The following is an 18,507-nucleotide window of genomic DNA, read 5'->3' on the forward strand; positions in this document are numbered from 1 at the left end:
GATAGACCGCTGGGGCCGCTGTGCGGCCCCAGCGGTCTATCAGGTTGTCACAGCGCTGCAATGCGCGCGTGCTGCTCGGTGAAGTTGGCCAGGGCCTGTTCGGACTCGGCCAGCTTGGCGCGCTCCTTCTCGATCACCGCAGGCGGGGCCTTGTCGACGAAGGCAGCGTTGGACAGCTTGCCACCCACGCGTGCCACTTCGCCCTGCAGGCGCTGAATTTCCTTGTTCAGGCGCGCCAGCTCGGCATCCTTGTCGATCAGCCCGGCCATCGGTACCAGCACTTGCAGGTCACCCACCAGCGCAGTAGCCGAAAGCGGTGCTTCTTCGGCATCGCTCAGCACGGTGAACGATTCGACCTTGGCCAGCTTCTTCAGCAAGGCTTCGTTCTCATGCAGGCGGCGCTGGTCGTCGGCGTTGGCGTTCTTCAGGAACAGCGGCAGCGGCTTGCCCGGGCCAATGTTCATTTCGGCGCGGATGTTGCGCAGGCCGACCATCAGCTCTTTCAGCCATTCGATATCACCTTCGGCGGCAGCATCGATGCGGCTTTCATTGGCCACCGGCCATGGCTGCAGCATGATGGTCTTGCCTTCGATACCGGCCAGCGGTGCGATGCGCTGCCAGATTTCCTCGGTGATGAACGGCATGAACGGGTGTGCCAGGCGCAGCGCCACTTCCAGCACGCGCACCAGGGTGCGGCGGGTGCCGCGGGCGCGCTCGACCGGGGCATTTTCGTCCCACAGCACAGGCTTGGACAGCTCCAGGTACCAGTCGCAGTACTGGTTCCAGATGAACTCGTACAGCGCCTGGCTGGCCAGGTCGAAGCGGAACTGCTCCAGCTGGCGGGTCACTTCGGCTTCGGTGCGCTGCAGCTGCGAGATGATCCAGCGGTCAGCCAGGGACAGCTCATAGGCCTCGCCGTTCTGGCCACAATCCTCGCCCTTGTCCAGCACGTAGCGGGCAGCGTTCCAGATCTTGTTGCAGAAGTTGCGATAGCCTTCGACGCGGCCCATGTCGAACTTGATGTCGCGGCCTGTGGACGCCAGCGAGCAGAAGGTGAAGCGCAAGGCGTCGGTGCCGTAGCTGGCGATGCCTTCGGGGAATTCGGCCTTGGTCTGCTTGGCGATTTTCTCGGCCAGCTTGGGCTGCATCATGCCGCTGGTGCGTTTTTCCAGCAGGGCGTCGAGGGTGATGCCGTCGACGATGTCCAGCGGGTCCAGCACGTTGCCCTTGGACTTGGACATCTTCTGGCCCTGGCCATCACGCACCAGGCCGTGCACGTACACGGTCTTGAACGGAACCTGCGGGGTGCCATCCTCGTTCTTGATCAGGTGCATGGTCAGCATGATCATGCGCGCAACCCAGAAGAAGATGATGTCGAAGCCCGTCACCAGCACATCGGTGGAGTGGAACTTCTTGAGGAATTCGGTCTGCTCCGGCCAGCCCAGGGTAGAGAAGGTCCACAGGCCCGAGCTGAACCAGGTGTCGAGCACGTCGTCGTCCTGGCGCAACACCACATCGGCGCCCAGTTGGTGCTTGGCGCGCACTTCCTGCTCGTTGCGGCCAACGTAGACCTGGCCGGCCTCGTCGTACCACGCCGGAATGCGATGGCCCCACCACAGCTGGCGGCTGATGCACCAGTCCTGGATGTCGCGCATCCACGAGAAGTACATGTTCTCGTACTGTTTGGGCACGAACTGGATGCGGCCGTCTTCCACGGCAGCAATGGCAGGCTCTGCCAGCGGCTTGGTGGACACGTACCACTGGTCGGTCAGCCAGGGCTCGATCACGGTACCGGAACGGTCGCCTTTCGGCACTTTCAGGGCGTGGTCGTCGATGCTGACCAGCAGGCCTTGGGCGTCCAGGTCGGCCACGATCTGTTTGCGCGCCACGAAGCGGTCGAGGTTGGCGTACTGCGCCGGCAACTGGGTGTCGACCTGCTCGTTGACGCTGCCGTCGAGGTTGAAGGCCTGGGCGTTGGCCAGCACGACGGCATTCTTGTCGAAGATGTTCAGCAGCGGCAGGTTGTGCCGCTTGCCGACTTCATAGTCATTGAAGTCGTGGGCCGGTGTGATCTTCACGCAGCCGGTGCCGAACGCCGGGTCGCAGTAGTCGTCGGCGATGATCGGAATGCGGCGGCCCACCAGCGGCAGCTCGACGTACTTGCCGATCAGTGCCTGGTAGCGTTCGTCGTTCGGGTTGACCGCCACGGCGGCGTCGCCCAGCAGGGTTTCCGGGCGGGTAGTGGCAACCACCAGGTAACCCTGGCCTTCGGCGGTCTTGGCGCCATCGGCCAGCGGGTAGCGCAGGTTCCACAGGTGGCCTTTTTCGTCGTGGTTTTCCACTTCGAGGTCGGAGATGGCCGTGTGCAGCTTGGTGTCCCAGTTGACCAGGCGCTTGCCGCGGTAGATCAGGCCATCTTCGTGCAGGCGCACGAAGGCTTCCTTGACCGCTTCGGACAGGCCGTCGTCCATGGTGAAGCGCTCGCGGCTCCAGTCCACCGACGAGCCCAGGCGGCGGATTTGCCGGCTGATATTGCCGCCGGACTGATCCTTCCATTCCCAGACCTTCTCCAGGAACTTCTCGCGCCCCAGATCATGCCGGTTCTGGCCCTTGGCCTCGAGTTGGCGCTCGACCAGCATCTGGGTGGCGATACCGGCGTGGTCGGTGCCTGGCTGCCACAGGGTGTCGCGGCCTTGCATGCGGCGGAAACGGATCAGGGCATCCATGATCGCGTTGTTGAAGCCGTGGCCCATGTGCAGGCTGCCGGTGACGTTCGGCGGCGGGATCATGATGGTGTAGGACTCGCCTGCACCTTGTGGAGCGAAATAGTTCTCGGACTCCCAGGTGTTGTACCAGGAAGTTTCGATGGCGTGCGGCTGGTAGGTCTTATCCATGCGCGGCGGGACCCTGTGCATTTATTCGGGAAAGCCGGGAAGTATAACCAAGCTGGGGGCCGCAGGCGACAAGCTGCTGACAACTGTCGGAACTGTGTTGCCTGCAGCCACAAGCCCACCACAGGCGTTGAGGTCCCTGTAGGAGCGGGCATGCCCGCAAAGCAGGCAACACCGATGTGCGGTTTTACTCGGAACGCTTGATCAACCGCTCGATGCGCGCATCCAGCCGGCGCTTGATTTCGTTCTCGATATGCGGGGTAAAGTCGTTGATCACGTCCTGCATGATCATCTGCGCCGCGGCGCGCAGCTCACTCTCCAGGTGCAGCAGGGTGTCCTGGCGGCGCGTCTGCGGGTCTTCCTCGGGCGCAGCCGCCTCGGTAACCGGCGCGTCCGGCAACAACGGAAGTTGCTCGACCGTTTCGGTCAGCAGGGGGGGTTGCAGGTCGGCATCGCCGAGCAACTGGCGGATCGACTCAAGGTCGTCGAGCAGATGAGCCGAGTCGGGCAGGGGGGAGTGCTTGTCCATCGTCGTCAAAGTCGCTGTAAGCGGTGGTCTTGCAGAGCATAGCCCTGTTCACGGTAGAAACGGAATCGCTCTCGCGCCGATTGGCGAATGTCGGGCGCCTCGACGACGATTTCCGCCACCCGCTCGAACTGGCCGACAAAGCCCGGCACGCTGGCGCCCAGGTTGATCAGCAGGTCGTGATGGTCACCGGCGTGTTCCGCCAGGCCCAGGGCCACGCCGGCATCGGCATGCACCTCGGCCAGGTCGTGGGGCACGAAAGCTTCGCCCTTGAAGCGCCACAGGCGCAGGTCCAGTTCGTCGCGTTGCTCGGCATCCTGGCAATGCAGGTAGACCCGGTGGCCAAGGCGCCAGGCCTTTTCACACAGTTTGCAGGCGAAATCGAGCCGCGCCGACAGCGAGTCGGTTGGCAGGATATAGAAGTCGACTTTGCTCATGGTCGGTATGGCCGGCCGGTGGCGCGCCAGGCACCACCGGCGTCATGGCCTCAGGCGCCAGCGCGGTCCAGCAGGTACTGGGTCAGCAGCGGCACCGGGCGACCCGTGGCGCCCTTGTCCTTGCCGCCGCTGACCCACGCCGTACCAGCGATGTCCATGTGCGCCCAGTTATAGGCCTTGGCGAAACGCGACAGGAAGCAGCCTGCGGTGATGGTGCCGGCCTTCGGCCCACCGATGTTGCCCATGTCGGCGAACGGACTGTCCAGTTGTTCCTGGTACTCGTCGAACAGCGGCAGTTGCCAGGCGCGGTCGTCTGCGCGCTTGCCCGCGTCGAGCAATTGCCCGACCAGGTCGTCGTTGTTGCCCATCAGGCCGGAGGTGTGGCTGCCCAGGGCGACGATGCAGGCGCCTGTCAGGGTGGCGACGTCGATCACCGCCTGTGGCTTGAAACGCTCGGCGTAGGTCAGGGTATCGCACAGCACCAGGCGGCCTTCGGCGTCGGTGTTGAGGATTTCCACGGTCTGGCCGCTCATGGTGGTGACGATGTCACCCGGGCGGGTGGCGCCGCCACTTGGCATGTTCTCGGCGCAGGCCAGCAGGCAGACCAGGTTGATGGGCAGTTGCAGTTCCAGCACCGCACGCAGGGTGCCCATGACGCTGGCGGCACCGCACATGTCGTACTTCATTTCGTCCATGCCGGCGCCGGGTTTCAGGCTGATGCCGCCGGTGTCGAAGGTGATGCCTTTACCTACCAGCACGAAGGGCTTGTCGGCCTTCTTGCCGCCCTGGTAGTTGAGCACGATCAGGCGTGGCGGCTGGTCGCTGCCCTGGCCCACGGCGTAGAAGGCGCCCATGCCCAGGTCCTTGATCTTCTTCTCGTCGAGCACTTCGACCTTCAGTGCCTTGTGCGCCTTGCCCAGGTCCTTGGCCTGCTCGGCAAGGAAGCTCGGGTGGCACAGGTTCGGTGGCAGATTGCCCAGGTCGCGGGTGAACGCCATGCCGGTGGCGATGGCGCTGGCGTGCTTCACCGCGCGCTCGACGTCGGCCTGGCCGGCCTTGTCTGCCAGCAGGGTGACTTTTTTCAGCGCGCGCGGCTCGACCTTCTGGCTCTTGAAGCGGTCGAACACGTATTCGCCGTCCTGCAGGGTTTCGGCCAGCAGGCGGTACTTGCCGTAATGGGCATCGCGGTTGCTGACGGCGATATCGTCCAGGGCCAGCACGGCATCGGCGCCGTTGAGCCCCTTGAGCACACCGGCGACGCTGGCGACCAGCTTGCGCCAGGCGCGGTCGCCCAGGGCTTCGTCCTTGCCACTGCCGACCAGCAGGACGCGTTCGGCCTTGAGGCCCGGGAGGTTGTGCAGCAGCAAGGTCTGGCCCGGTTTGCCGGCCAGGTCACCGCGCTTGAGTACCGCGCTGATGGCACCCTCGGTGGCCTGGTCGACGGCCTTGGCCACCGCGCCAAGTTTGCGATTTTCACCGACTGCAATGACCAGGGTGGCGGTTTTTACCGATGCAGCAGCTACGCTTTTTACAACCAGTTCCATGTCAGGGTCCCCGAATGATCGATACAAATGGCGCTGTACATTGCAGCGCTCTGGACGGGCCTGGCCGCGTCGTCGCGCGCCAGCGGAAAAGCTGCCAGTTTGAGCCTGCGGCCCGCGTGCTGACAACCCCGTTATGCGCCTTCACGCGCCGCCAAGTGACAGGCGCAGCCAATCACAGGATAATGCGCGCACTTTACATGGAGGTTCGCCTTTGGCGAACCGGCATTGGTCTTGGATGTACTAAGTCATTGTTTGGCGCCATTGCATGGCAGTCCGCCCTGACAACCCAGGAGTGTCTGGTTTGATCGTCTTTCGTTATCTGTCCCGCGAGGTCCTGGTGACCTTGAGCGCCGTCAGCGCCGTGCTGCTGGTGATCATCATGAGTGGGCGCTTCATCAAGTACCTGGCCCAGGCCGCCCAGGGCGTGCTCGACCCGGGCGTATTGTTCCTGATCATGGGCTTCCGCCTGCCGGGTTTCCTGCAGCTGATCCTGCCCTTGGGGCTGTTCCTCGGCATTCTGCTGGCGTACGGCCGCCTGTACCTGGAAAGCGAAATGACCGTGCTCTCGGCCACTGGCATGAGCCAGCAGCGCCTGCTGGGCATGACCATGGCGCCGGCCGCACTGGTGGCGCTGCTGGTGGCCTGGCTGAGCCTTAGCCTGGCGCCACTGGGCGTGGCCCAGGTGCAGCAGATCATCGCCCAGCAGGACACCCTGACCGAGTTCGATACCTTGGTGCCAGGCCGTTTCCAGATGCTGCGTGATGGCTCGCGGGTCACCTACACCGAGCAACTGTCGGACGACCGCGTCAAGCTCGGTGGCGTGTTCATCTCCGAAAAACGCTTCAATCAGGACAAGACCAAGGACCGTGCGCCGTCGGTGCTGGTGGCGGAAAAGGGCCACCAGGAGATCCAGGCCGATGGCAACCGTTACCTGGTGCTGGAAAACGGCTACCGCTACGACGGTAACCCCGGCCAGGCCGACTACCGGGCCATCAAGTACGACACCTATGGCGTGTTGCTGCCCAAGCCGGAAGTGGCCGAGGAAGTGACCGAGCGCGAGGCCATTCCGACCCTCGACCTGTTCGGCAAGACCGACCTGCGCGAACGCGCCGAACTGCAATGGCGGCTGTCGTTGCCGATCCTGGTCTTCGTGGTGACCCTGCTGGCGGTGCCGCTGTCGCGGGTCAACCCGCGCCAGGGCCGCTTCCTCAAGTTGCTGCCGGCGATTCTTCTGTACATGGCCTACCTGACAATGCTGATTTCCGTACGCGGCGCCCTGGAGAAGGGCAAGTTGCCGATTGCCCTGGGCATGTGGTGGGTCCACGGGCTGTTCCTGCTCATCGGCCTTGGCCTGATGTACTGGGAGCCATTGCGCCTCAAGCGTGCCGCCCGCCGTGCGGAGGTGGCCCATGGCTAAGCTCGACCGCTACATCGGCCAGAGCGTGCTGCTGGCCATCCTGGCAGTGCTGGGGATCATCCTCGGCCTGGCCTCGTTGTTCGCGTTCATCGATGAGATGGGCGACCTGAGCGACACCTACACGGTGATGCAAGCCGGTTACTACGTCTTGCTCACCGCGCCACGGCGGCTGTACGAAATGCTGCCCATGGCTGCGCTGATCGGCTGCCTGATTGGCCTGGGTAGCCTGGCCAGCAGCAGCGAACTGACCATCATGCGTGCGGCCGGTGTGTCCATCGGGCGTATCGTCTGGGCGGTGATGAAGCCCATGCTGGTGCTGATGCTGGTCGGCCTGCTGATTGGCGAATACGTGGCACCGGTCACCGAGAACAAGGCCCAGGCTGACCGCTCGCTGGCCCAGGGTGGGGGCGAGGCGCAGAGCTCCAAGCGTGGCATGTGGCATCGCCAGGGCGAGGAGTTCGTGCACATCAACGCCGTACAGCCCAACGGCCTGTTGCTGGGCGTGACCCGCTACCGCTTCGACAGCGAGCGCAAGATCCAGACGTCGAGCTTTGCCCGGCGTGCCCAGTACACCGACGATCACTGGTTGCTCAGCGACGTCAGCACGACCTTCTTCCGCGGGGACCACACCGAGGTGGTGAAGGCCCCCACCGAGCGCTGGGACGTGTCGCTGACCCCGCAACTGCTGAACACCGTGATCCTGGCGCCGGAGTCGCTGTCGATCACCGGCCTGTGGGACTACATCCACTACCTGTCCGACCAGGGCCTGAACAACGCCCGTTACTGGCTGGCGTTCTGGACCAAGGTCCTGCAGCCGATGGTGACTGCGGCACTGGTGTTGATGGCCATTTCGTTCATCTTCGGCCCGCTGCGCTCGGTGACCTTGGGCCAGCGGGTGTTCACCGGCGTGCTGGTGGGCTTCGTATTCCGCATCGGCCAGGACCTGCTCGGGCCTTCGAGCCAGGTGTTCGGTTTCCCGCCCTTGCTGGCGGTGGTCATCCCGGCGGGCATCTGTGCCCTGGCCGGTGTGTGGTTGCTGCGCCGGGCGGGGTAATGGCCTGAGCTGGAATAATGCTTGTCTGTTAAGCGTTACTGGGGCTGCTTTGCAGCCCTTCGCGGGCACGCCCGCTCCTACACGCTTGGCGCTGCGCGATCCCCTGTGGGAGCGGGCGTGCCCGCGAAGGGTCGCAAAGCGGCCCCAAATTACTTAACTGACAGGCATTAACCCTAGGTCGGCTTTTTCATTGGGGCCGGGCCTTTCTATTTCTTCTGTTTCGGCACACGCACCAGCTGGCTTTCGGAATAGATGTCATGCCAGCCCCGCTTGCGTTTGTCGATCAGCACCCAGAAGAAACCCAGCCCCAGGCACAACCACGACGCGATCGACACCACAAAGCGCAGCAGTGCCTGCCACAGGCTGATCGCCGAACCATCTGCGTTCTGTACCCGTACGCCCCACACCTGCATGCCCAGCGTCTGCCCGCCGTGGGTCCAGAACTTGGCGAAAAAGCCGAACAAGGCGAACAGCAGCACCGTGGACAGCAACGGGTCGCCGTCCAGTGCGCCTGCCTCGGTCAGCTCGCGCATGCGAGCTTCGCCAATGATCGCCATCTGGATCATCTTGTAGGCCCCAGCGGTCACGATCAGCAGCGCGGTGCACAACAGGAAGTCGTAGAACATCGCCGCCAGGCGTCGGCCCAGGCCGACCGGCGGAAAATCACCCTGGGGTGTGAGCAAAGGCTTGGACATGCAAAACAGCTCCAGAAGACGAAGCCGCTATTCTACGGGCAAAAAAAAGCCCCTGCACTTGGCAGGGGCTTTTGCAGTCGGGTTCGGCTTAGTCTGCAATCTGGACTTTGTCCGCTTGCATGCCTTTCTGGCCCTGCACGGCCTCGAAAGTGACCTTTTGGCCTTCTTTCAGGCTCTTGAAGCCGTTGCCTTCGATTGCGCGGAAGTGCACGAACAGATCCGGACCGCTTTCTGGGGTGATGAAACCGTAACCTTTTTCGTCATTGAACCACTTGACGGTACCGTTCTGACGTTCAGCCATTGTCTTATTTCCTATGGAGCTCGAATTTTGATGACAGTTACTTTCGCACGTTGTGTAAGCGAAAGATTACTGGGCTGGGTTGCAGGAAAGTAAGAGACGTCGAACGGGTTGTAGCAACGCTTGGCTACTGGCCCAGGTCACGAACTATTGCGACCCATGCAAACACAGTGGAATGACTCTACGCCAACTCCCGAGCGAAAAACAAGCCCTCGGCCACGCGGAAAAACGGCCTTTTTTCACGCACCGATCACCGTCGTGCAAACGGCATGGTGGCTGGCCTGGCGCCATGTTCAAAAGTTACCGGGCAGGGTTCGGAAACGAATATGCCACGCCTGCCCGCAACCTTTACAAAGCCGATTCACCCTCGGTAGTAACGTTGCGCCACGAAAGGCATTTTGCTGACTTTCAAGGCCACCTTCTTGCCACGCACCACGGCAAATAGCGCGGTGTCGATTGCCGCATGTTCACTATCGATATAACCCATTGCAACGGGCGCCCCAAGTGTCGGGCCAAAACCGCCGCTGCACACTTTGCCGACCAGTTTATCGTTGGCATCGACAATGTCCGCGCCTTCGCGTACGGGCGTGCGCTCTTGCGGCAACAGGCCGACACGTTTGCGTGCCACACCGTCGCGCTGCTGGGTAAAGATGGCCTCGGCGCCCGGGAACCCACCCGCACGCTGGCCGTCGGCGCGGCGCACCTTGGAAACCGCCCACAGCAAGCTGGCCTCGACCGGGGTGGTTTCGCCGTTCATGTCGTGGCCATACAGGCACAGGCCGGCTTCCAGGCGCAGCGAATCACGGGCACCCAGCCCGATCGGCTGTACTTCCGGTTCGGCCAGCAGGCGGCGGGCCAAGGCTTCGGCGGCGCCGGCCGGCACCGAGATCTCGTAGCCATCTTCGCCGGTGTAGCCCGAGCGGCTGACGAAGCAGTCTTCGCCCAGCAGTTTTACCCCCCGCAACTGCATGAAGGTCATGTTGGCCACTTCCGGCGCCAGGCGCGCGAGTACACGCGCTGCCGCCGGGCCCTGCAGGGCCAGCAGCGCACGCCCCTCGAACAGCGGCTGCACGTCGCAGGCGTTGCCGATCTGCGCTTGCAGGTGAGCCAGGTCCTGCGCCTTGCAGGCCGCATTGACCACCAGGAACAGCTTGTCGTCGCCCAGGTTGGCGACCATCAGGTCGTCAAGAATGCCGCCTTGCGCATCGGTGAACATGGCATAGCGCTGCATGCCCACCGGCAGGTCGATGATGTCTACCGGCACCAAGCTTTCAAGGGCTTTGGCAGCGTTGGCACCGTGCAGGATGATCTGGCCCATGTGCGACACATCGAACAGGCCGGCCTGTTCACGGGTATGCAGGTGCTCCTTGAGGACGCCCAGCGGGTACTGCACCGGCATGTCATAGCCCGCGAACGGCACCATGCGCGCCCCCAGCTCCAGGTGCAAGGCATGCAGTGGGGTCTTGAGCAGTGTTTCGGACATCGGTGACTCCTTGCTTTCGTTAGTGGGTCAACACTCGATGATGTTGACGGCCAGGCCGCCACGGGCGGTCTCTTTGTATTTGCTTTTCATGTCGGCGCCGGTCTGGCGCATGGTGCGGATGACCTTGTCGAGCGATACGTGGTGCTGCCCGTCGCCGCGCAAGGCCATGCGCACCGCATTGATCGCCTTTACCGAGCCCATGGCGTTGCGCTCGATGCAGGGCACCTGGACCAGCCCGCCAATGGGGTCGCAGGTCAGCCCCAGGTTGTGTTCCATGCCGATTTCGGCGGCGTTCTCCACTTGCTGCACACTGCCGCCCATCACCTCGCACAGCGCCCCGGCAGCCATCGAGCAGGCCACCCCGACTTCGCCCTGGCAGCCCACCTCGGCACCGGAGATGGAGGCGTTTTCCTTGTACAGGATGCCGATGGCCGCAGCCGTGAGCAGAAAACGCACCACCCCGTCTTCGCTGGCACCGGGCACGAAGCGCATGTAGTAGTGCAGCACCGCGGGGACGATACCGGCGGCGCCATTGGTGGGCGCGGTGACCACCCGCCCGCCATAGGCGTTTTCCTCGTTCACAGCCAGCGCATACAGGTTCACCCAGTCCAGTACCGACAGGGCATCGCGCAGGCTGGCCTCCGGGTGCCGGCTGAGCTGGCGGTAAAGTGCCGGTGCCCGGCGCCTGACCTTGAGCCCACCCGGTAGAATGCCCTCATGCTGGCAGCCGGCTTCGACGCAGTCCTGCATCACTTGCCAGATGCGCAGCAGCCCGGCGCGGGTTTCTGCCTCGGGGCGCCAGGCCTGCTCATTGGCCAGCATTACCTGGCTGACCGCCAGGTTGTGCGTGGTGCAGTGGCCGAGCAGCTGTTTGGCGGTGGTGAACGGGTAGGCCAGGGCGGTGCTGTCCTCGACAATGCGGTCGTGGCCGGCGGCGGCTTCGTCAACCACGAAGCCGCCGCCCACCGAATAGTACTCGCGGCTGCGGATTTGAAGGCCGGCGTTGTCGAAAGCGCGGAAGATCATGCCGTTGGGGTGGTAGTCCAGTGGCTTGCGGATCATTGCCAGGTGCTGCTTGTCGTTGAAGGCAATGGTGTGCTCGCCCAGCAGCTTGAGCTTGCCAGTGGTGCGGATGGCCTGAAGGCGGGCGGGGATGCTGTCGGTATCGAGGGTGTCCGGCTGTTCGCCTTCAAGGCCGAGCAACACGGCCTTGTCACTGCCGTGGCCTTTGCCGGTGGCCCCCAGTGAGCCATACAGCTCGGCCTTGACGCTGGCCGTTTTGGCCAGCAGGCCATCACGGCGCAGCCCTTCGGCAAACCGCGCAGCGGCGCGCATCGGGCCGACGGTGTGGGAACTGGAGGGGCCGATGCCGATCTTGAACAGGTCGAAGACGCTCAAAGCCATTGCTCGTTCCCTCCAGAAAGAAAAGGCGAGTGCTGCGCACTCGATCGCCGGCAAGCCAGCGCCCACAGGTACGACGTTCCCGTGAGAGCAGGCTTCTAACAGGTGCAGCACAACCCTTGCAGGCAGTGGAGCCCTTGTGGGAGCCGGCGAGCCGGATCAGGCGTCCTGATAGCTCTCGATCGACGGGCAGGCGCACACCAGGTTACGGTCGCCGAATACGTTGTCGACGCGGCCGACCGGTGGCCAGTACTTGCCTTCCACCAGGCCAGGCAGCGGGTACACCGCCTGCTCGCGGCTGTAACCGTGGGCCCATTCGCCAACCAGCTCGGCCGCGGTATGCGGGGCGTTTTTCAGCGGGTTGTCGTCTTTGTCCAGGCTACCGTCCTCGACCGCGCGGATTTCTGCGCGGATCTGGATCATGGCGTTGCAGAAGCGGTCCAGTTCTTCCTTGGACTCGCTTTCGGTCGGTTCGATCATCAGCGTGCCGGCCACCGGGAAGGACATGGTCGGGGCGTGGAAGCCGAAGTCGATCAGGCGCTTGGCCACGTCGTCGACGCTGATGCCGCTGGTGTCCTTCAGTGGGCGCAGGTCGAGGATGCATTCGTGTGCCACCAGGCCATTGCCGCCGCTATACAGGACAGGATAGTGCTCTTCCAGGCGGCGGGCGATGTAGTTGGCGTTGAGGATCGCCATCTGCGACGCACGCTTGAGGCCGGCACCGCCCATCATGCGGATGTACATCCAGGTGATCGGCAGAATGCTGGCGCTGCCGAACGGCGCGGCGCACACCGCACCCTGGGTATTTTGCAACTGCGCATGGCCGGGCAGGAACGGCGCCAGGTGCGACTTGACGCCAATCGGGCCCACCCCCGGGCCGCCGCCACCGTGCGGAATGCAGAAGGTCTTGTGCAGGTTCAGGTGCGACACGTCGCCGCCGAACTTGCCCGGCGCGCACAGGCCGACCATGGCGTTCATGTTGGCGCCGTCGATGTACACCTGGCCACCGTTGTCGTGAATGATCGCGCAGATTTCGCCGATCGCTTCCTCGAACACGCCGTGGGTCGATGGGTAGGTGATCATGATCGCGGCCAGGCGCTCGCGGTGTTCGATGGCTTTGGCGCGCAGGTCCTCGACATCGACGTTGCCGCGGGCGTCACAGGCGGTGACCACCACCCGCATGCCGGCCATGTTGGCGGTAGCGGGGTTGGTGCCGTGGGCCGACGAGGGGATCAGGCAGATGTCGCGGTGGCTTTCGCCACGGCTGCGGTGGTAGGCACGTATGGCCAGCAACCCGGCGTACTCGCCCTGCGAGCCGGCGTTGGGCTGCAGCGACACGGCATCATAGCCGGTAGCAGCGCACAACATTGCTTCCAGCTCGGTGGTCATCTGCAGGTAGCCCTGGCTTTGCTCGGCCGGCGCAAAGGGGTGCAGGTTGCCGAACTCGGCCCAGGTCACCGGGATCATTTCGCTGGCTGCGTTCAGCTTCATGGTGCAGGAGCCCAGCGGGATCATGCTGCGGTCCAGCGCCAGGTCCTTGTCGGCCAGGCGGCGCAGGTAGCGCATCAGCTCGGTTTCGCTGTGGTAGCGGTTGAACACCGGGTGTTCGAGGATGGCCGACTGGCGCAGCAGGGCCGCGGGCAGCAGCGAACCGGTGCTGGCAGCCAGCGCGGCGAAGTCTGGCAGGGGCTGGTTGCCGGCGAACAGTTGCCACAGGGCCTGCACGTCAGCCTGGGTGCTGGTTTCGTCCAGCGACAGGCCCAGGTGGGCGGCGTCGACCTGGCGCAGGTTGATACCTTGGGCGCGGGCCTGCTCATGCAGGCTGGCAGTGGCGGTGCCGGTGGCCAGGGTCAAGGTGTCGAAGGTTGTTGCACCGACCACTTGCAAACCCAGGCGGTTCAGGCCGGATGCCAGAACTGCGGTCAGCGCATGGGTGCGCTCGGCGATGCGCTTGAGGCCGGCCGGGCCGTGGTACACGGCGTACATGCTGGCGATATTGGCCAGCAGCACCTGGGCGGTGCAAATGTTGCTGGTGGCCTTCTCGCGGCGGATGTGCTGCTCGCGGGTTTGCATGGCCAGGCGCAGGGCGGTCTTGCCGAAGCGATCGATCGACACGCCGACCAGCCGGCCTGGCATGTCGCGCTTGAAGGCGTCACGGGTGGCGAAGTAGGCCGCGTGTGGGCCGCCGAAGCCCAGGGGCACGCCAAAGCGCTGGGCGCTACCGATGGCCACGTCGGCATCGAACTCACCCGGTGGGGTCAGCAGGGTCAGGGCCAGCAGGTCGGCTGCCACGGCGACCAGCGCGTTGGCAGCATGGAAGCGCTGCACCACTTCCCGGTAGTCGAACACCTCGCCATTGCTGGCCGGGTATTGCAGCAGCGCGCCGAAGAAGGCACTGGCATCGCCCAGCTCGCGTTCGTCGCCGACCACCACGTCGATGCCCAACGGCTCGGCGCGGGTGCGCAGCACGTCCAGGGTTTGCGGGTGGCAGTGCACCGACGCGAAGAAGCTGTGGCTGGTCTTGTTCTTCGACAGGCGCTTGCAGAAGGTCATGGCCTCGGCTGCGGCGGTCGCTTCGTCGAGCAGCGAAGCGTTGGCGATCGGCAGGCCGGTGAGGTCGCTGATCAGGGTCTGGAAGTTCAGCAACGCTTCCAGGCGGCCCTGGGAGATTTCCGGCTGGTAGGGCGTGTAGGCGGTGTACCACGCCGGGTTTTCCAGCAGGTTGCGCAGGATGGGGGCCGGGGTGTGGGTGTTGTAGTAGCCCTGGCCGATGAAGCTCTTGAACAGCTGGTTCTTGCCGGCGATGGCCTTGAGTGCTGCCAGCGCGTCGGCTTCACTCTGGCCGTCGTGCGCGCCGAGCACGCTGGTGCCCTTGATGCTGTCGGGGATGACCGCCGCGGTCATGGCGTCCAGCGATTCGAAACCGAGGGCGGCGAGCATGGCCTGCTCGTCGGCGGTGCGCGGGCCGATGTGCCGGGCGATGAATTCGTTGGCAGTGCTGAGGTTGATGGTCATGGCGCAGTCCTCAGGCTTCAGCGTTGGCTTTGATCAGGCGGTCATAGGCGTCTTGGTCGAGCAGGGCGCTGACTTCGCTGATGTTGGCCGGGGTGAAGCGGAAGAACCAGCCTTCGCCCATGGGGTCTTCGTTGACCAGCTCCGGGCTTGAGTCGAGCTGTGCGTTGACTTCAACCACCTCGCCGGTCAGGGGCATGTACACGCCGCTGGCAGCTTTCACCGACTCGACGGTGGATGCTTCGCTGCCTTTCTCGTACTGCTGCAACTCGGGCAGTTGCACGAACACCACATCGCCAAGGGCGTTCTGGGCGAAGGCGGTGATGCCCACGGTGACACTGCCATCGGCTTCGACGCGCAGCCATTCGTGATCTTCGGTGAAACGCAATTCGCTCATGCGGAATCCTCGGGCGTTGGGCGCGGTGTGCCCGCGCTCTTGGGTCGGGATTCCCATAGCAATAATGCGGCCAATTTCAAAAAAGGCTTATAAAACAATAAGTTAAATTTTTATTGAGACGCTCGATTTTTGGCGGTGGAACGAAAACGCTACATTGCACGCGGGTTGAAAAAGCGTTTCTCTATCAAACCCTTGTATAACCGCATGTGTACACCGATGTAGCGTTTTCGATACGTTGTAATCAAAGCGTTACAGTGCAGCGGCGCCTGTTTGGCAGGTTACTGCCAACCCCATAGTCGGGCGACGCCACAGGTACGGTAAAGGGCATCAACCTGCCATGAACAGCGGCAGTGCCAGATAGAGTTTGATCACGATGACATTGATGATGTCGATGAAGAACGCCCCCACCATGGGCACCACCAGAAAGGCAATGTTCGAAGCGCCGTAGCGCTGGGTCACTGCCTGCATGTTGGCAATGGCAGTGGGCGTGGCCCCCAGGCCAAATCCGCAATGGCCGGCAGCCAATACGGCTGCATCGTAATTACGACCCATGACCCGGAACGTCACGAAAATTGCGAACAGCGCCATGACCAGTGTCTGTGCGGCCAATAATGCGAAGAACGGCAAGGCCAGGGCTGCCAGGTCCCATAGTTTGAGCGACATCAAGGCAATGGCCAGGAACAGCGACAAGCTGACATTGCCCAGTACCGAAACTTCCCGTTCGAACACACGGTAGAAGCCGAATGCGGATAGCCCATTGCGCAGCAATACACCCACGAACAGCACACACACAAACGTCGGCAGTTCGAATGCAGTTCCTTTGAGTGCGCCATTGAGCAAAGAACCGGCAAGCAGGCTTACCGCAATCAGCGCCAGTGTTTCTACAAATGAAAACGATGTTATCAGGCGCTCTTTGTCAGGCCGCTCGAAACCCTGGGGCAGTTGCGGCAGTTCCTCATCGGCCCCCGGCGTTTTCACCCGCTTGATCAGCAGCCGGGCAACCGGCCCGCCGATCAGGCCGCCCAGCACCAGCCCGAAGGTGGCCGAGGCCATCGCCAGTTCCGCAGCCGAGGCCAGGCCGAACTTTTCGCTGAACGTGGCGCCCCAGGCGGCGCCGGTGCCGTGGCCGCCGGACAGGGTGATCGAACCGGCCAGCAGGCCCATCAATGGGTCCAGCCCCAATGCCGAGGCCAGGCCGATGCCCATGGCGTTCTGCACCAGCAACAGGCTGGTGACCACCAGCAGGAAGATCACCACCACACGGCCGCCTTTTTTCAGGCTGGCAAAGTCTGCGCTCAAGCCGATGGTGGCGAAGAAGGCCAGCATCAAGGGTGTTTGCAGTGAGGTATCGAACTGCACCTGCACATCGAAACTGCGCAACGCCAGCAGGGCAAAGGCGACGACCAGGCCACCGGCAACGGGTTCCGGAATATTGTAGACGCGCAACAAACCAATCCGTGCAACCAGCCCGCGCCCCAATAACAGGACGAGAGAGGCGGCTACAAGTGTCCCGTAAAAATCGAGTTCAAACATCAGGTGCTCTCGTTATATCCAGTAGCGAACCACGCTCCGCACTTGGGCGGATCAGTGGGATGACAAGTGGCAATACACCGTCATCATTCTACGAGGCATATGTGGGAGAGTATCTTTCACTCGCGTAGGAAAGGTCTGAACAACTACCGGGTTATTGCAACGACTATCAGCCTTTGCCGGGTATTCCATATTTACGCAGGCGCTGGGCAATGGCGGTGTGCGAAGTGTGCAAGCGCGCAGCCAGTTGCCGGGTGGAGGGGTAGCTGGCGTACAGACGTTGCAGCAGCTCACGCTCGAAATCGCCCACGGCTTGCTCCAGGCTGGCCACTTCGCCATCTTGCCCGCGCGCCACCGAGGTGCCGGCGATGTCCAGGTCACCGATGTCCACCAGGTTGCTTTCGCAGATGGCCGCCGCACGGAAAATCACGTTCTGCAGTTGGCGCACGTTGCCCGGCCACGGGTTGGCCAGCAGCGCCGAATGGGTGGCCGGGGTCAACCGGCAGGCTGGGCGCTGGATCTGCGTGCAGGCCTGCTGCATGAAGAAGTGCGCCAGCATCAGGATGTCCTGGCCGCGGTCGCGTAGGGGCGGTACCTGCAGGTTGAGCACATTCAGGCGGTAGAACAGGTCTTCGCGGAAGCTGCCTTCGGCCACCATGCGCTCCAGGTCGCGGTGGGTGGCGCTGATGATGCGCACATCGACCTTCACTTCGCGGTCGCCGCCCACCCGGCGGAAGCTGCCGTCACTGAGGAAGCGCAGCAGCTTGGCCTGCAGGTACGGTGACATTTCGCCGATCTCATCCAGAAACACCGTGCCCTGGTTGGCCAGCTCCATGAGCCCCGGCTTGCCGCCGCGTTGCGCGCCGGTGAAGGCGCCGGGGGCGTAGCCGAACAGCTCGCTCTCGGCCAGGCTCTCGGGCAGGGCGGCGCAGTTCAGCGCCAGGAACGGTGCCGCCTGGCGGCTGCTGATGGCATGGCAGGCGCGGGCCACCAGCTCTTTGCCGGTGCCGGTTTCGCCATGCACCAGCAGCGGCGCATCGAGTGCGGCAACGCGCATGGCGCGTGCCTTGAGGGTACGGATGGCCGGTGACTCGCCCAGCAGGGCGTCGAAGCCCTCGGCGTGGTCGTGGTGCAGGGCCGACAGGCGTTCGCCCATGCGCGATGGCGGGTAAAGCGTCAGCAGGCCACCGGCGTTGGTAATGGGCATGGCATCGAGCAGCAGGCTGTGGCCGTTCAGTTGCATCTCGCGCATGGGCAGGTGGAAGTTGTTGTCCAGCAGCGCCTGCAGCAGCCCGGCGTCGCCGAACAGCTCGCCCACCGAGCGCCCGGCCGATTCGCGGCCGCACAGCTCGATCAGCGCCGGGTTGGCCAGCAACACCTTGCCGGCGCTGTCCACGGCCAGGACCGGGTCGCTCATCGCTGCCAGCAACGCATCCAGTTGCAGGTGCCGACGTTGCCCGGGAAGGATGTCGACCACGTCCACCGACTGTACCCCGTGCACTTCGAACAGTGCGTCGTGCAGCTCTTCGAGCACCGCGGGGCTGAGCGTCGGGGCGTCGATGTAGACGTTCGGCGGGATCATCTCCACGGCGTCCAGGTTGAGGTTGCGGGCACCGAGCAGGGCTAGCACTTCCTGAGTGATGCCGACGCGGTCGATGAAGCTGACGTGGATGCGCATGGGGACGTAGAGGGTGGTGGCCGGGGAGGGCGGTAGTATGCCTCAACATCGCCGGGGCCGCCTTGCGGCCCATCGCAGGCAAGCCAGCTCCCACAGGGATCGCGTCAGGGCTGATAGGTGTTTGTCACAAGATATGCAGCGCCT

Annotated in this window: 14 protein-coding genes; 2 read left to right on the forward strand and 12 right to left on the reverse strand. The window is 63.6% G+C overall.

Annotated features, from left to right (window positions below; translation table 11 throughout):
* Window positions 1-47: 47 nt before the first annotated feature.
* The 4 genes from GYA94_RS14255 to GYA94_RS14270 all read right to left on the reverse strand — a co-directional run bounded on the left by GYA94_RS14255 (window position 48) and on the right by GYA94_RS14270 (window position 5,398).
* The gene (locus tag GYA94_RS14255; RefSeq protein ID WP_110679333.1) at window positions 48-2,894 is read right to left on the reverse strand and encodes a valine--tRNA ligase; all 2,847 of its coding nucleotides are present in this window, start codon (window positions 2,892-2,894) and stop codon (window positions 48-50) included.
* 184 nt (window positions 2,895-3,078) lie between these two features.
* Window positions 3,079-3,420, reverse strand: a complete 342-nt coding sequence (locus GYA94_RS14260; protein WP_009687043.1) for a hypothetical protein — start codon at window positions 3,418-3,420, stop codon at window positions 3,079-3,081.
* Window positions 3,421-3,425: 5 nt separating this feature from the next.
* Window positions 3,426-3,854, reverse strand: coding sequence for a DNA polymerase III subunit chi (locus GYA94_RS14265; protein WP_009687042.1), 429 nt, complete (start codon window positions 3,852-3,854; stop codon window positions 3,426-3,428).
* 50 nt (window positions 3,855-3,904) lie between these two features.
* Window positions 3,905-5,398 (reverse strand): leucyl aminopeptidase, encoded by a 1,494-nt coding sequence (locus tag GYA94_RS14270; RefSeq protein WP_009687041.1) that lies wholly within the window; start codon window positions 5,396-5,398, stop codon window positions 3,905-3,907.
* A gap of 301 nt (window positions 5,399-5,699) precedes the next feature.
* On the opposite strand from GYA94_RS14270, the gene lptF reads away from it, so the two are divergent.
* Window positions 5,700-6,815, forward strand: a complete 1,116-nt coding sequence (gene lptF, locus GYA94_RS14275) for an LPS export ABC transporter permease LptF (protein WP_029886778.1) — start codon at window positions 5,700-5,702, stop codon at window positions 6,813-6,815.
* Window positions 6,808-7,869 (forward strand): LPS export ABC transporter permease LptG, encoded by a 1,062-nt coding sequence (gene lptG, locus GYA94_RS14280; protein WP_029886777.1) that lies wholly within the window; start codon window positions 6,808-6,810, stop codon window positions 7,867-7,869. The genes lptF and lptG overlap by 8 nt, the downstream gene beginning before the upstream one ends.
* Window positions 7,870-8,075: 206 nt before the next feature.
* Here lptG and GYA94_RS14285 read toward each other — a convergent pair whose 3' ends face one another.
* The 8 genes from GYA94_RS14285 to gcsR all read right to left on the reverse strand — a co-directional run bounded on the left by GYA94_RS14285 (window position 8,076) and on the right by gcsR (window position 18,363).
* Complete coding sequence (locus GYA94_RS14285; protein ID WP_009687037.1) at window positions 8,076-8,564, reverse strand: RDD family protein; 489 nt, start codon at window positions 8,562-8,564, stop codon at window positions 8,076-8,078.
* A gap of 88 nt (window positions 8,565-8,652) precedes the next feature.
* The gene (locus GYA94_RS14290) at window positions 8,653-8,865 is read right to left on the reverse strand and encodes a cold-shock protein (protein WP_110679334.1); all 213 of its coding nucleotides are present in this window, start codon (window positions 8,863-8,865) and stop codon (window positions 8,653-8,655) included.
* Window positions 8,866-9,223: 358 nt separating this feature from the next.
* On the reverse strand, window positions 9,224-10,345 hold the full coding sequence (gcvT, locus tag GYA94_RS14295) for a glycine cleavage system aminomethyltransferase GcvT (RefSeq protein WP_161892532.1): 1,122 nt from the start codon (window positions 10,343-10,345) through the stop codon (window positions 9,224-9,226).
* A gap of 27 nt (window positions 10,346-10,372) precedes the next feature.
* On the reverse strand, window positions 10,373-11,749 hold the full coding sequence (locus GYA94_RS14300; protein ID WP_161892533.1) for an L-serine ammonia-lyase: 1,377 nt from the start codon (window positions 11,747-11,749) through the stop codon (window positions 10,373-10,375).
* A 156-nt stretch (window positions 11,750-11,905) separates the two neighbouring features.
* Window positions 11,906-14,761, reverse strand: a complete 2,856-nt coding sequence (gene gcvP, locus GYA94_RS14305) for an aminomethyl-transferring glycine dehydrogenase (RefSeq protein ID WP_161892534.1) — start codon at window positions 14,759-14,761, stop codon at window positions 11,906-11,908.
* Window positions 14,762-14,771: 10 nt separating this feature from the next.
* A complete protein-coding gene (gene gcvH / locus GYA94_RS14310) occupies window positions 14,772-15,155 on the reverse strand; it encodes a glycine cleavage system protein GcvH (RefSeq protein WP_054890561.1) in 384 nt (127 codons plus the stop codon).
* 327 nt (window positions 15,156-15,482) lie between these two features.
* Window positions 15,483-16,688: a sodium/glutamate symporter gene (gltS, locus tag GYA94_RS14315; RefSeq protein WP_110679338.1), complete on the reverse strand. Its 1,206-nt coding sequence runs from the start codon at window positions 16,686-16,688 to the stop codon at window positions 15,483-15,485.
* 166 nt (window positions 16,689-16,854) lie between these two features.
* On the reverse strand, window positions 16,855-18,363 hold the full coding sequence (gcsR, locus tag GYA94_RS14320; RefSeq protein ID WP_161892535.1) for a transcriptional regulator GcsR: 1,509 nt from the start codon (window positions 18,361-18,363) through the stop codon (window positions 16,855-16,857).
* Window positions 18,364-18,507 lie beyond the last annotated feature (144 nt).

The organism is Pseudomonas juntendi, from assembly GCF_009932375.1.
Taxonomy (GTDB): Bacteria; Pseudomonadota; Gammaproteobacteria; order Pseudomonadales; family Pseudomonadaceae; genus Aquipseudomonas; species Aquipseudomonas juntendi.

What these genes read in the sequence shown, in the direction of transcription:
- GYA94_RS14255 (WP_110679333.1), bottom strand. Translation starts at nt 2,894, where the DNA reads ATGGATAAGACCTACCAGCCGCACGCCATCGAAACTTCCTGGTACAAC.
- GYA94_RS14260 (WP_009687043.1), bottom strand. Translation starts at nt 3,420, where the DNA reads ATGGACAAGCACTCCCCCCTGCCCGACTCGGCTCATCTGCTCGACGAC.
- GYA94_RS14265 (WP_009687042.1), bottom strand. Translation starts at nt 3,854, where the DNA reads ATGAGCAAAGTCGACTTCTATATCCTGCCAACCGACTCGCTGTCGGCG.
- GYA94_RS14270 (WP_009687041.1), bottom strand. Translation starts at nt 5,398, where the DNA reads ATGGAACTGGTTGTAAAAAGCGTAGCTGCTGCATCGGTAAAAACCGCC.
- lptG (WP_029886777.1), top strand. Translation starts at nt 6,808, where the DNA reads ATGGCTAAGCTCGACCGCTACATCGGCCAGAGCGTGCTGCTGGCCATC.
- GYA94_RS14285 (WP_009687037.1), bottom strand. Translation starts at nt 8,564, where the DNA reads ATGTCCAAGCCTTTGCTCACACCCCAGGGTGATTTTCCGCCGGTCGGC.
- GYA94_RS14290 (WP_110679334.1), bottom strand. Translation starts at nt 8,865, where the DNA reads ATGGCTGAACGTCAGAACGGTACCGTCAAGTGGTTCAATGACGAAAAA.
- gcvT (WP_161892532.1), bottom strand. Translation starts at nt 10,345, where the DNA reads ATGTCCGAAACACTGCTCAAGACCCCACTGCATGCCTTGCACCTGGAG.
- GYA94_RS14300 (WP_161892533.1), bottom strand. Translation starts at nt 11,749, where the DNA reads ATGGCTTTGAGCGTCTTCGACCTGTTCAAGATCGGCATCGGCCCCTCC.
- gcvP (WP_161892534.1), bottom strand. Translation starts at nt 14,761, where the DNA reads ATGACCATCAACCTCAGCACTGCCAACGAATTCATCGCCCGGCACATC.
- gcvH (WP_054890561.1), bottom strand. Translation starts at nt 15,155, where the DNA reads ATGAGCGAATTGCGTTTCACCGAAGATCACGAATGGCTGCGCGTCGAA.
- gltS (WP_110679338.1), bottom strand. Translation starts at nt 16,688, where the DNA reads ATGTTTGAACTCGATTTTTACGGGACACTTGTAGCCGCCTCTCTCGTC.
- gcsR (WP_161892535.1), bottom strand. Translation starts at nt 18,363, where the DNA reads ATGCGCATCCACGTCAGCTTCATCGACCGCGTCGGCATCACTCAGGAA.